Raw genomic sequence first — 11,581 nt, forward strand, 5'->3', positions numbered from 1 at the left:
TCAGTCTTCGAGGATCTTGAAGCGGGGGTCGTCCGGATCGATCGACGAAATGCCGCGCGCTTCCGCGGTCATCTGCACTTCTTCCGAACGCTGCTCCACGTGGCGCATCTCTTCCAGGTGACGGTAGATGGCGTGCACCAGGTCTTCGCAACCTTCGCGGTTCAGGGCCGAGATCTCGAACACCGGGCCCTTCCAGGCCATCTTCTTGACGAAGTCCTTGACGACCTTCTTGCGCTCGTCTTCCGGCACCACGTCGAGCTTGTTCAGCACCAGCCAGCGCGGCTTGTTGAGCAGCTCTTCGTCGTACTTTTCGAGTTCCTTGACCAGCGCCTTGGTTTCCTTGACCGGATCGGTCTTGCCGTCCATCGGGGCCAGGTCGACGATGTGCAGCAGCAGGCCGGTACGGCTCAGGTGGCGCAGGAACTGGTGACCCAGGCCGGCGCCTTCGGCGGCACCTTCGATCAGGCCGGGAATGTCGGCGATGACGAAGCTCTTTTCGTGCGAGACGCGGACCACGCCCAGGTTCGGGTGCAGGGTCGTGAACGGGTAGTCGGCCACCTTCGGACGCGCGTTCGAGACGGCGGTGACGAAGGTCGACTTGCCGGCGTTCGGCATGCCCAGCAGGCCGACGTCGGCCAGCACTTTCAGCTCGAGGCGCAGCGAGCGGCGCTCACCGTCCTTGCCTTCGGTCTTCTGGCGCGGCGCGCGGTTGGTCGAGGTCTTGAAGTGGATGTTGCCCCACCCGCCCTCGCCGCCCTTGGCCAGCAGTTCGACCTGGCCGTGCTCGGTCAGGTCGGCGATGATCTCGCCATTGTTATCGTCGATGATCAGGGTGCCGACCGGCATGCGCAGGGTGACGTCCTCGGCGCCCTTGCCGTAGCAGTCGGAGCCGCGGCCCGGTTCGCCGTTGCGCGCCGTGTGCACCTTGGAGAAACGGAAGTCGACCAGCGTGTTGATGTTGCGGTCGGCGATCGCCCAGATCGAGCCACCCTTGCCGCCGTCGCCGCCGTCAGGGCCGCCGAACGGACGGAACTTTTCGCGGCGGAACGAGGCGCAGCCGTTGCCGCCGTCGCCGGCGATGACTTCGATTCTTGCTTCGTCGATAAACTTCATGATGAGACCACCAAAAATAAAAGGCTCTACCGATGGCAGAGCCTTAATTCTAAGGCTTTCGCCTTAAGGGGACCGCGCGCACCCGCCGTGCATTGCACGACAGCTTGCGCGGTCCTTTAATTACGCTGCGACTGCTTCGGCTGCCGGAGCAGCAACGACGGTCACGAACTGCTTCGAGCCGACGCCTTGCTTGACGAACTTGACAGTGCCGTTGACCAGTGCGAACAGGGTGTGATCCTTGCCCAGGCCGACGTTGGTGCCCGGACGAACCGTGGTACCGCGCTGACGCATGATGATGCCGCCGGCATTGATTGCCTGGCCGCCGTAGACTTTCACGCCAAGGCGTTTGCTTTCTGAGTCACGGCCGTTGCGGGTAGTACCGCCACCTTTTTTGTGTGCCATTTAGATGCTCCTTGCTGACTAAAGAATGGGCGCGCGGCAATTAGCCGTTGATCGCAACCACTTGGATTTCGGTGTAGTTCTGGCGATGGCCCTGACGCTTCTGGTAGTGCTTACGACGACGCATCTTGAAGATACGCACTTTGTCGTGACGACCGTGCGACACAACAGTCACGCGAACCGAAGCACCTTCCACCAGCGGAGCACCAAACTTGATGCTCTCGCCCTCGCCAACGGCGAGAACCTGATCGATAGTGAGTTCGGAACCAATGTCTGCCGGTATCTGTTCTACTTTGAGTTTTTCGCCAGCGACAACTTTGTATTGCTTGCCACCGGTTTTTATGACCGCGTACATGATTGAAACCTCATTAATTGTTAAAAAATTTTCCAGCTGAACCGAGTCAGACAGCCCTCAAGGCTCAGGGAACAGAGGATTATATCCGCATTGCTGCGCCGTGTCAAAACGGCTGTGGTGGCTGCACACACCGCTGTCGCAGCTGCTCATCAGGCTGCTCCCTTGCCCTTCCCATCCATGCGGAAAACCGCTGAATTGCCTTGCTTGTCGTATAATCACGGCACTTAACAAATCCAAACCGCATTCTTCCTCACGCAGGTCTGCCTTGTCCGCCGCCATTCAAACCGCCCAACAGAATCCCATCACCCGCACGATCGCCACCGACATGGGGGCCGTCAACACGGTGATCCGACAGCGGCTGCATTCCGACGTCGCCCTGGTGAACCAGATTGCCGAGTACATCATCAGTGCCGGCGGCAAGCGGATCCGTCCGGTGCTGGTGCTGCTGCTGGCGAATGCCTACGGCTACCGCGGCACAGGCCACCACGAACTGGCGGCGGTGGTCGAATTCATCCACACCGCGACCCTGCTGCACGACGACGTGGTCGACGAGTCCTCGATGCGGCGCGGCCGCCAGACCGCCAACGCGCTGTTCGGCAACGCGGCCTCGGTGCTGGTCGGCGACTTCCTGTACTCGCGCGCCTTCGAGATGATGACCAGCCTGGACGACATGCGCATCATGGAGATCCTGTCGCGCGCCACCACCGTGATCGCGGAAGGCGAAGTGCTGCAGCTGCTGAACATGCACGACCCGGACGTCACGCGCGAAAGCTACCTGACCGTGATCCGCTCCAAGACCGCCAAGCTGTTCGAAGCTGCGGCCCAGCTGGGTGCGCTGATCGCGGGCGCGAACGACAGCCAGATCGAAGCCGCCGGCGAATTCGGCCGCTCGCTGGGCACCGCGTTCCAGCTGATCGACGACGTACTCGACTACGCCGGCGACGCCACCGAAATCGGCAAGAACGTCGGCGACGATCTGCGCGAAGGCAAGCCCACCCTGCCCCTGATCTACGTGATGGAGAACGGCAGCGCGGAACAGCGCGAACTGATCCGCAGCTGCATCGAAAACGGCGACGAGACCCATTTCGACGCCGTCCTCGCCGCGGTCAGCAGCACCGGCGCCCTCGATTACACCCGCCGCGAGGCGGAAGTCGCGGCCGACCGCGCCAAGGCCGCCATCGCCGATTTGCCGGACAGCGAGTACAAGGACAGCCTCCTCCAGCTCTGCAGCTTCGCTGTTGACAGGAACCATTAAGACAACTAAAATCATGCCTTCCCGAGATTTCGGCAACGAATCTCAAACCAGTCGGGGTGTAGCTTAGCCCGGTAGAGCGCTACGTTCGGGACGTAGAGGCCGGAGGTTCGAATCCTCTCACCCCGACCATCCGTTTTCCCCTCAGCAGTACTCAAGACCAGTCGGGGTGTAGCTTAGCCCGGTAGAGCGCTACGTTCGGGACGTAGAGGCCGGAGGTTCGAATCCTCTCACCCCGACCACAGAATTCCAGAAGCCAGATCGACCTTTCGGTGATCTGGCTTTTTTGTTTTCTGCGCCGGCATCGGTACCGCGGTTGTGATTCGCTTCATCGAAAAGTTCGCATCAGTTTCGAGCCCAAGTACGAATTGCTCGAAGGTCTCCGCCAATACCGTTACCTGGTAGTCGAGTTTCGATGAGTAATCAGGAACAATATAGACCGCCTCCCGTCAAGCTGCAGACCTTTGGCTGCGTCCGCTATCGACCCAAAGCAATCATTGACCGCAGATCGGGCTCAAGTGTCCATACCTCTCGCAGCAGTTCGAGTACCTCGTCAATTCTAGCCGGATCGCGCATTGTAGGCATTCCCTAAAGCGTAAGGATCCAATGACTGCTCCTGGCCGGCTGCAGACCAATTCTAACGTCCGCCAGCCCCATTGCAGACTTGCTTACTTAGTATGATACAGCGTGATGATTCGCCCATTCATCTTGTCTATCACTACAGTCGCTGTTCCGCCAACTCTTCCTTTCGGAAGTGTCCCAGTAACTATCCAGTGGCCTTTTTCTAATCTCGCTTGATAAGGGGCTTCTTCAGCGATGTTTTTCTTGCCGTACACTGGTTCCCACACAGCCACGGCTATGGCGATAGCTGTTGCGGGATCAGGCACGAAGCCATTTGCTGGCTGATATCCAGACCTGGATTCAGTCTCTTTTAGCGCCTGTTTGCTGACCAGTTCAGCTGCATGAGACAGGGTAAGCTCGGTTGTTACGAGGACTAGCAACAGCAATATTGAAGTAGCTCGCATGAATTGCGTCCCATATCGTTATGCCCGATTCGGGCGGACATAAAATCTTTCATTACTCAATACTCAAGTCGCTTGGCTCTCAAGGCCGAGATCAGGCTGCCAAAAGCCATTCCCACTGCTGCTCCTGGACCAATTCCCCAAATCGTATTGCCAAACATAGTGCCAACGATAACCCCAAATACTATGCCCCACAACATGCCGAGGCTCGCGCCAAAAGCTATATAGTTTCTCTTCGTTCGATCCTTGGCAGCCGACATTGCGTTTCTCCTATCGTCATTTGATCACTAATTTACATAGCTATACCAGAGTACCTGCCTCTGGCCGAACTCGGCCTTTCGGCTCAGGATAAGATGTTGCCGAACCGCAAATACCACGGGGTGGCACAATAGGGGCACTTGGCCGAAACAGAGCCCGTCACCTTGAGCCAAGCTGCCGACGGCACAAGTCTGCATCTTTAAGCAGATCATCGCGTCAGATCGCTTCCCTGCCCAACGGCGGCCCATAAAAAAACAGCGGGCAATCGCCCGCTGTTTTCCATTCAAACCACGCCCCGCTTACTTCGCCTTGTACAGCGAAGCATACTTCATCCCGAAATACAGAATGAACGCATAGCAAGCCGCCGGCAGCAGGAAGGACATCTGCACGCCCATCGAGTCCGCCAGCGCACCCTGCGCGAACGGCACGATGGCGCCGCCGACGATGGCCATGCACAGGATGCCCGAGCCCTGGCCGGTGAACTTGCCGAGGCCGTGCAGCGCCATGGTGAAGATGGTCGGGAACATGATCGAGTTGCACAGGCCGACTGCCAGGATTGCCCACATCGCGGTGGTGCCCGAGCCGAAGGTGGCGGTCAGGATCAGGGCGATCGCCAGCAGTGCGTTGAAGGCCAGCGCCTTGCCCGGGCTGACCACGCGCATCACGGCGAAGCCGATGAAGCGGCCGATCATGGCGCCGCCCCAGTAGATGCTGACGTAGTCCGCTGCGGCGGCGTGCGACAGGCCGGCGATGTGCGATTCACCCAGGAAGTTAATCAGGAAGCTGCCGATGCTGACTTCGGCACCCACGTACAGGAAGATGCCGAGCGCGCCCAGCACCAGGTGGCGGTGCGCCAGCGCCGAGCCGTGGCCCTCGCCTTCCAGCGCCACGTCTTCGGTCTCGGCGATTTTCGGCAGCTTGGCCGCCATGAACAGCACCGCCAGCACGGCCAGCACCGCGGCCAGGGCCAGGTAGGGGCCGCGCACGGTCGCTGCGTCGGAGGCGGTACCGGCTGCCGCGCCGGCGGCCGACAGGATCAGCAGGCCGCCGACCTTCGGACCGATGGTGGTGCCCAGCGAGTTGAAGGCCTGGGTCAGCGTCAGGCGGCTGGATGCCGTGCGTGCCGGGCCGAGCACGGCCACGTACGGGTTGGCCGCCACCTGCAGCACCGTGATGCCCGATGCCAGCACGAAGAAGGCGAACAGGAACATGCTGTAGCTGCTGTACGACGCCGGGTAGAACAGCGCGCAGCCGATGGCGGCGATCAGCAGGCCCGTCACGGCGCCCTTCTGGTAGCCGATGCGGCGGATCAGGGCGCCGGCCGGCAGCGAGATGATGGCATAGGCGCCGAAGAAGCACATCTGCACCAGCATCGCCTGGACGTAGGTCAGCGTGTAGATCGATTTCAGGTGCGGGATCAGGATGTCGTTGAGCGACGTGATCAGGCCCCACATGAAGAACAGCATGGTGACGATGACGAGCGCGCTCGTGTTGCCACTCTGCTGCACCCCTGCGGGATCCTGCGGCGCGACCCGCGCTGTGTTGTGTGTCATGTTTGCCATGCTGTCTCCTGGTGTCGATTCCCGCTACTTAGTGAGTGCTCCCTGCCGGCGGATTCGGCAGGTCGCGGTCATGCGTGCCCCAGCCCTTGGTATCCGGCTGCGGCGCGAGCTTGTACGTCAGAGTCCCGGCAGCCTGCAATTGCTCCCAGTTGAGCCACACCTGGTTCTGCGCGCGGCCGTTCCAGCTGGCCGACTGCACAAAGCGGCGCTCGCCCGGCTTGGCACCCGGCGCGTCGATACGGAGGGTGCGGCCCGGTGCCAGGTCGATCTCGGCACGTGCGAAGCGCGGTGCATGCAGCAGGAAGCGGCCGCTGCCCGGCGCATCCGGGTAAATACCCAGGGCGCTGAACAGGTACCAGGCCGACATCGTGCCGAGGTCGTCGTTGCCGGTGACGCCCGCCGGGCCGTTGCCGAACAGCGTTTCCGCTGCGCGCAGCACCGTCGTGGTTTTCCATGGCTGACCCATCAGGGTGTACATCCATGGCGCGTGCAGATCGGGCTCATTGTTGGGATTGTAACGGAATTGGCTGTAATAGCTATAGGGACCGACGACCCACGACTTGCGCACCGCGGCCGGATCGGCCACCAAGGCGTCGTAATCGAAGAATTGGTCGAGGCGGTGCAGTGCCTGCTTCTGGCCGCCCATTGCCGCGGCCAGGCCCGGCACATCCTGCTGGACCAGCCACTGGTATTGCCAGCCTGTGCCTTCGTGGAAGCCCTGGTCGCCGCGCGGATCGTATTTGCCGTCGATGTCGCTGACCCACTTGCCGTCTTCCGAACGCGGACGCGGGAAGCCGCGCTGGCCGGTCTCGGCGTCGGTCACGCTCGGGTCCCACACCTTCTTCCAGTTGAGGGCGCGCTGCGCCAGCACCTGGGCGTCGTCAGTCTTGCCGAGCGCCTTGGCCATCTGCGCCAGCGCGCCGTCGGCCAGCGCGTATTCCATGGTCGCCGAGGCGCCGTGGTGCGGATCGGTGTCCATGCCCTTCGACATGAAAGTGCGGTCGTGCTGCACGAAGCCCTGGCGCAGGTAGCTCGGGTTGCCCGCGCGGCCCTGCGGACGGATGCCGAAGGCCGGCACGCCGAAGGCGTTTTCGCGCAGCGCGGCGTAGGCCTGCTCTTCGCGGCCCTTCAGCGCGCCGAAGCGCCACAGGTCGACCAGGAACGGGGTCACCGGGTCGCCGGTCATCACGTTGGTCTCGAAGTTGGCGTAGCCCCAGCGCGGCAGCCAGCCGCCTTCTTCGCGGATCTTCAGCACCGAGTTGGCGATGTCGCGCGCGCGCTGCGGGCGGATCAGCGCCAGCAGCTGGTTCTGGGCGCGGTAGGTGTCCCACAGCGAGAAGTATTCGTAATAGGTCCAGTCCCTGGCGGTGTGGATCTGGTTGTCATAGCCGCGGTAGCGGCCGTCGCTGTCGCTGCCGGTCATCGGCTGCAGCAGCGCGTGGTACAACGCGGTGTAGAACACGGTGCGGTCGTCGCTGCTGCCGCCTTCGATGCGCACGCTGGACAGCTCGCGCTGCCACTCGGCCTGCGACTTGGCCTTCATCGCATCGAAGCTCATCGGCTTGCCGGCAGACATACCTTCGGCCTGCAGGTTGGCGCGTGCGCCGTCGATGTCGACGTGGGAGATCGCGCTGACGGCGGTGACCGCCTTGTTGTTCTTCAGGTCGAAGGTCAGCCAGACGCCGTGCGGCTTGCCTTCGCCCTGCTGGCTGGGACCCTTCGCATTCGGGAAGCCGCCGCGCTCGTTCCAGATGCCGTAGGCAGTGACCGGCTGGTCGAAGGTGATGCGGAAATAAGTCGCGTACTTGGTGCCGCCGCAGAAGCTGTTGGTGACGATCTTGCCTTCGACGCTGTTGCCGTCCACGACCTTCACTTCGCTGCCGATCACCGAATGGCGCTCGTTGGCGGTGCCCAGGTTGAGCAGCACGTGGCCGCTGGCGGCGCCGGGGGCGAAGGTGTAGCGCTCGGCGGCGGCGCGGGTCAGTGCGGTGGCCTCGGCGGTGATGCCGCCGTAGCTGGTCAGCTTGACCTTGTAATAGCCGGCCTGGCCGACTTCGCCGTCATGGGTGTATTCGGCGCCGTACTTTTTATAGCTGAAGCTGTCCGCCTTTTTGGTGTCGAAGTCGCCGCCCGGGCCGATGCTGCCGGTGACCGGCAGCACCTGCAGCTGGCCGCCCTGCTCCCAGCAGCCGGCGCCGGACACGAAGGAGTGGCCGAAGCCGCGGATGCGCTTGTCGCTGTAGCGGTAGCCGGCGTAGAAGTCGGTGCTCGGGCTGACCTGGATCAGGCCGAACGGGGCCGAGGCGCCCGGATAAGTGTTGCCTTCGTCCTGGGTGCCGATCAGGGTATTCACCGGCATGCTGCCCGCAGGGAGCGAAGCGGCGCCGTTGGCGGCCATCGGCAGCGCAAAGGCGGCCATCAGTGCCGCGCACAGGGCCGGCTGGTACAGCGCGAATCGGGTACGGCTCGTCACGTGAGGTCTCCTTGGAGTTGATCGAACAGGCGTTGCATGGCCGCCAGCGGCGGCGGGGTGGCGCCCGATTGCAGGCAGGCGGCGGAACCGGCCGCCAGCGCCGCGTGCAGGTGCGACTGCAGCGGACGGTCGGGATGATTCGACAGGCTGTGCAGCAGGCCGGCGGCGCTGGCGTCGCCGGCACCGACCGTGTCCACCACCTCGACCTTGGGCGCGCCGGCATCGCTGCGGGCGTCGCCGAGCAGCAGGCTGGCGCCGTCGCCGCCGCGGGTCAGCAGGTAGTAGGCGGACGGGTTCATGGCGCGCAGCCGTGTCAAAGCCTGCTCCGGCTCGGTGCCGGGGAACAGGCCGCGCAGGTCGTCGTCGGACACCTTGATGACGTCGGCCAGTGCCGCCATCGCCTGCAGTGTCGGCGTGTAGCGCTCGTCCATCAGGTTGCGGTAGTTCGGGTCGTAGCTGATCCTGACGCCGCGCGCCTTCAGCTGGCGCGCCAGCGCGACCAGGTTCGAGGCCAGCGGTTCGCGCGCCAGGCTGATGCCGCCGAAGTGCGCCCAGCGCAGCGCGTCGTCCCAGCCGGCCGGCAGCGCCGCCGGATCGAAATGCAGGTCGGCGCTGTCGTCGCCGATGAAGAAGTAGCGCGGCGGTTCGGTCTTCTCGACGATCGCCAGCAGCGGCGAACGCTCGACGCGCTGCAGCGTGCGCAGGTCCAGGCCGACGGCTTCGCTGGCGGCCCAGATGGCGTCGCCGAAGCGGTCCTGGCTGATGGCGCCGGCAAACGCGGTGCGTTCGCCCAGTGCGGCCAGGGCGCGCGCCACGTTCCAGGTCGAGCCGCCAACGCGGCTGACCCAGCGCTCGTCGCCCTGGTCGAGCATGTCGGTCAGCGCTTCGCCGGCGCACAGCATCAGCGGCGCTTCGTTCAGCACCGCCACGATGTCGTAGCAGGCGCCCATGGTGTGATAATCGACCTTGCCGGCCGGGCTCTTTTCGTCGCTCAGCTTGCGGTTCTCGCGGTCGAGGATGCGGAACCAGGCGCCGTGTTCGTGGTCGACGAAGTGGGTCCAGCTATAGGCCCACAGGCGGTCGTACCACGCCCAGTATTTTTCGTTGCCGGTGCGTTTCGCCAGCATGGCGGCGGCGGCGGCGCTTTCGGCCTGCACCCAGAAATACTTGTGGAAGTCGCAGATCTCCAGGCTGGGGGCCAGCGAGTAGCACAGGCCGCCGTACTGCGGGTCCCAGCCCTTTTCCACCGCCACGGTGAACAGGCGCTCGGCGGTCGGCAGCAGCCAGCCGAGGTCGTGTTCGAGCACGCCCTGGGCGCGTTCTTCCAGCTGCACCAGCAGCTTGGCCCATTCCGTGAAATGGCCCGGCTGGTAGCCCCACGGGCGGAACAGGTTTTCCGGATCGTCGATGTTGAACTTCCAGTCCGGCTGCCAATCCGGATCGTAGTGTTCCCAGATCAGGCCACCGCAGCGCCCGGCCTGGCGCTGGGTGATGTTGTAGGCCACCAGGTAGGCGCGTTCCAGGTAGCGGCGCTCGCCGGTGGCCTGGTACGCCGCCTGCAGCGCTTCGCAGGCGTGCATGTTGGCGTTCTGGCCGCGGTAGGTCGACAGCACGCTCCAGTCCTGGCTGGCCTCGTCGGCGTACAGGCCCGCTTCCGCATCCCAGAAGCGTTTTTCCATCAGTTCGAAAGCTTCGCCGACCCACGCACGCGCCTCTTCCATGCCTGCCATGAGCGCATGCGCATAGGCCAGCAGCACGAAGGCTTCGCCGTAGCAGTGCTGGGTACCGTCTTCGATCTTGCCGTCGTCCAGCATCCAGGCGTAGCCGTCGCCATCCGCGGCGCGGTGCGCCTCGCGCACGAAGCGCACCGCATGGCGCAGGCCTTCCAGATAGGCCGGGTCCTGGAAATGACGGTACGCCATCGCATAGGTGAACACGAAGCGGGTACTGCTCACCAGGTGGCGGTGGTGCGCGTCGTAGACCGTGCCGTCATCCTTGAAGAAGTGATACATGCCGCCGGCGGGGTCGATCGCGCGCGGGTGGTAGAAGCGCATGGTGTGCCGTGCGTGGTCGAGCAGCACGGCCGGGCTGCGGAAGTTCGGGAGAGTGGTCATAGTGGGTGGCGGGGGTGGGTCGGTGTGCTAGTCGTCGTAGCTGCTTTCGCGCACGATCAGTTCGACCGGCACGGTGATCTGGGAAGGCTCGTCGTCCTGCTTGTTCAGCAGCGCGTCGATGCCGGCGCGTCCCAGCGCTTCCTTGTCGACGCGGATCGTGCTGAGCGGAGGAATGGCGGCGCTGGCGGCGGCGATGTCGTCGAAGCCGACGATGGCGAGGTCGGACGGAACGCGCAGGCCTTCGCCCAGGGCATACTTCATGGCAGCCAGCGCGGTGCTGTCGTTGTAGCAGAACAGCCCATCGGGCCGCTTGGGCAAGGCCAGCAGGCTGCGCATCGCTTCGGCCACGCCCTCGTCGCCTTCGCCCAGGTTGGGTACGATGATTTCGAGGTCGGGGTCGGCATGCATGCGGGCGTCGAACAGGGCCTGGCGAAAGCCGCGGTTGCGCTGCTGGATACTGTAGTGGGCCAGGGAGCCGGACAGCATGGCGATGCGCTTGCGGCCGCAGCGCAGCAGGTGCTGGGTGGCCAGGTAGCCGCCGCGCATGTTGTCGGCATTGATCGAGCCGAAACTGCGCCGGTGCATGTCGACCAGCACCAGCGGCTTGCCGACCTGCTGCAGCGCGCCCAGTACTTCCGGCTCGAAGAAGCCGGCGCACAGGATCGCATCCGGCTGGTGCAGGCGGATCTGTTCCAGCACCGGTTCGGCCGGACCGACCGCGATGAACGACAGGGCAATGCCTTCGCGCCGGCAAGCCTCTTCGGCGCCGTGCAGCACGGGCGAGAAGAACGGACTGGACGCCAGCGTGTTGTGCTGGCTGTGCAGCAGGAAGGCAATGCGGCGGATGCGGCCCTTCTTGAGCTGCGAGAAGTCGTAGCCGAGGCGGATCGCCGTTTCGCGCACGATGTTGCGCGTGACCTCGGTCATGCCGGCCTGGTTCTTCAATGCGCGCGATACCGTGCCGATCGACAATCCGGTCGCCCCCGCGATGTGGCGGAGCGTGACATGGCTCATGGCTGCGTAGGGTCTCCGA

Annotated in this window: 10 protein-coding genes, 2 tRNA genes and 1 pseudogene; 3 read left to right on the plus strand and 10 right to left on the minus strand. The window is 63.8% G+C overall.

Going from position 1 to position 11,581, the window contains the following annotated elements:
- From cgtA to rplU, 3 genes are all read right to left on the minus strand, one after another.
- Positions 1-1,113, minus strand: coding sequence for an Obg family GTPase CgtA (cgtA, locus tag FBX97_RS25950; protein WP_141838235.1), 1,113 nt, complete (start codon positions 1,111-1,113; stop codon positions 1-3).
- 120 nt (positions 1,114-1,233) lie between these two features.
- Complete coding sequence (gene rpmA, locus FBX97_RS25955) at positions 1,234-1,515, minus strand: 50S ribosomal protein L27 (protein WP_141838237.1); 282 nt, start codon at positions 1,513-1,515, stop codon at positions 1,234-1,236.
- 40 nt (positions 1,516-1,555) lie between these two features.
- Positions 1,556-1,867 (minus strand): 50S ribosomal protein L21, encoded by a 312-nt coding sequence (gene rplU / locus FBX97_RS25960; RefSeq protein ID WP_036230184.1) that lies wholly within the window; start codon positions 1,865-1,867, stop codon positions 1,556-1,558.
- Positions 1,868-2,132: 265 nt separating this feature from the next.
- Here rplU and ispB point away from each other — a divergent pair, with 265 nt between their 5' ends.
- The 3 genes from ispB to FBX97_RS25975 all read left to right on the plus strand — a co-directional run bounded on the left by ispB (position 2,133) and on the right by FBX97_RS25975 (position 3,361).
- The gene (gene ispB, locus FBX97_RS25965; RefSeq protein WP_141838239.1) at positions 2,133-3,122 is read left to right on the plus strand and encodes an octaprenyl diphosphate synthase; all 990 of its coding nucleotides are present in this window, start codon (positions 2,133-2,135) and stop codon (positions 3,120-3,122) included.
- A 52-nt stretch (positions 3,123-3,174) separates the two neighbouring features.
- Positions 3,175-3,251: transfer RNA gene (locus FBX97_RS25970), tRNA-Pro, on the plus strand.
- Positions 3,252-3,284: 33 nt separating this feature from the next.
- Positions 3,285-3,361, plus strand: a tRNA-Pro gene (locus FBX97_RS25975).
- A 426-nt stretch (positions 3,362-3,787) separates the two neighbouring features.
- On the opposite strand, the gene FBX97_RS25980 is transcribed toward FBX97_RS25975, so the two are convergent.
- The 7 genes and pseudogenes from FBX97_RS25980 to FBX97_RS26005 all read right to left on the minus strand — a co-directional run bounded on the left by FBX97_RS25980 (position 3,788) and on the right by FBX97_RS26005 (position 11,562).
- Complete coding sequence (locus tag FBX97_RS25980; protein ID WP_141838241.1) at positions 3,788-4,144, minus strand: NTF2 fold immunity protein; 357 nt, start codon at positions 4,142-4,144, stop codon at positions 3,788-3,790.
- Between the two features lie 56 nt (positions 4,145-4,200).
- Positions 4,201-4,401 (minus strand): hypothetical protein, encoded by a 201-nt coding sequence (locus FBX97_RS25985; RefSeq protein WP_141838243.1) that lies wholly within the window; start codon positions 4,399-4,401, stop codon positions 4,201-4,203.
- 297 nt (positions 4,402-4,698) lie between these two features.
- Complete coding sequence (locus tag FBX97_RS25990) at positions 4,699-5,952, minus strand: sugar MFS transporter (protein WP_141838946.1); 1,254 nt, start codon at positions 5,950-5,952, stop codon at positions 4,699-4,701.
- Between the two features lie 37 nt (positions 5,953-5,989).
- Entirely contained in the window at positions 5,990-8,434 is a 2,445-nt protein-coding gene (locus tag FBX97_RS25995) for a GH92 family glycosyl hydrolase (protein ID WP_255517645.1), read from the minus strand.
- Positions 8,431-9,336 carry a carbohydrate kinase gene (locus FBX97_RS29900; RefSeq protein WP_221631884.1) on the minus strand — a complete coding sequence of 302 codons (906 nt, stop codon included), beginning with the start codon at positions 9,334-9,336 and terminating at the stop codon, positions 8,431-8,433. The genes FBX97_RS25995 and FBX97_RS29900 overlap by 4 nt, the downstream gene beginning before the upstream one ends.
- Before the next feature lie 15 nt (positions 9,337-9,351).
- Positions 9,352-10,548: pseudogene (locus tag FBX97_RS29905) on the minus strand (AGE family epimerase/isomerase); the annotation flags it as partial.
- A 27-nt stretch (positions 10,549-10,575) separates the two neighbouring features.
- Positions 10,576-11,562: a LacI family DNA-binding transcriptional regulator gene (locus tag FBX97_RS26005; RefSeq protein ID WP_141838246.1), complete on the minus strand. Its 987-nt coding sequence runs from the start codon at positions 11,560-11,562 to the stop codon at positions 10,576-10,578.
- Positions 11,563-11,581 lie beyond the last annotated feature (19 nt).

Source organism: Herbaspirillum sp. SJZ107, from assembly GCF_006715485.1.
In the GTDB taxonomy this organism is placed as follows: domain Bacteria; phylum Pseudomonadota; class Gammaproteobacteria; order Burkholderiales; family Burkholderiaceae_D; genus Telluria.

What these genes read in the sequence shown, in the direction of transcription:
- cgtA (WP_141838235.1), bottom strand. Translation starts at nt 1,113, where the DNA reads ATGAAGTTTATCGACGAAGCAAGAATCGAAGTCATCGCCGGCGACGGC.
- rpmA (WP_141838237.1), bottom strand. Translation starts at nt 1,515, where the DNA reads ATGGCACACAAAAAAGGTGGCGGTACTACCCGCAACGGCCGTGACTCA.
- rplU (WP_036230184.1), bottom strand. Translation starts at nt 1,867, where the DNA reads ATGTACGCGGTCATAAAAACCGGTGGCAAGCAATACAAAGTTGTCGCT.
- FBX97_RS25980 (WP_141838241.1), bottom strand. Translation starts at nt 4,144, where the DNA reads ATGCGAGCTACTTCAATATTGCTGTTGCTAGTCCTCGTAACAACCGAG.
- FBX97_RS25985 (WP_141838243.1), bottom strand. Translation starts at nt 4,401, where the DNA reads ATGTCGGCTGCCAAGGATCGAACGAAGAGAAACTATATAGCTTTTGGC.
- FBX97_RS25990 (WP_141838946.1), bottom strand. Translation starts at nt 5,952, where the DNA reads ATGACACACAACACAGCGCGGGTCGCGCCGCAGGATCCCGCAGGGGTG.
- FBX97_RS29900 (WP_221631884.1), bottom strand. Translation starts at nt 9,336, where the DNA reads ATGCTGTGCGCCGGCGAAGCGCTGACCGACATGCTCGACCAGGGCGAC.
- FBX97_RS26005 (WP_141838246.1), bottom strand. Translation starts at nt 11,562, where the DNA reads ATGAGCCATGTCACGCTCCGCCACATCGCGGGGGCGACCGGATTGTCG.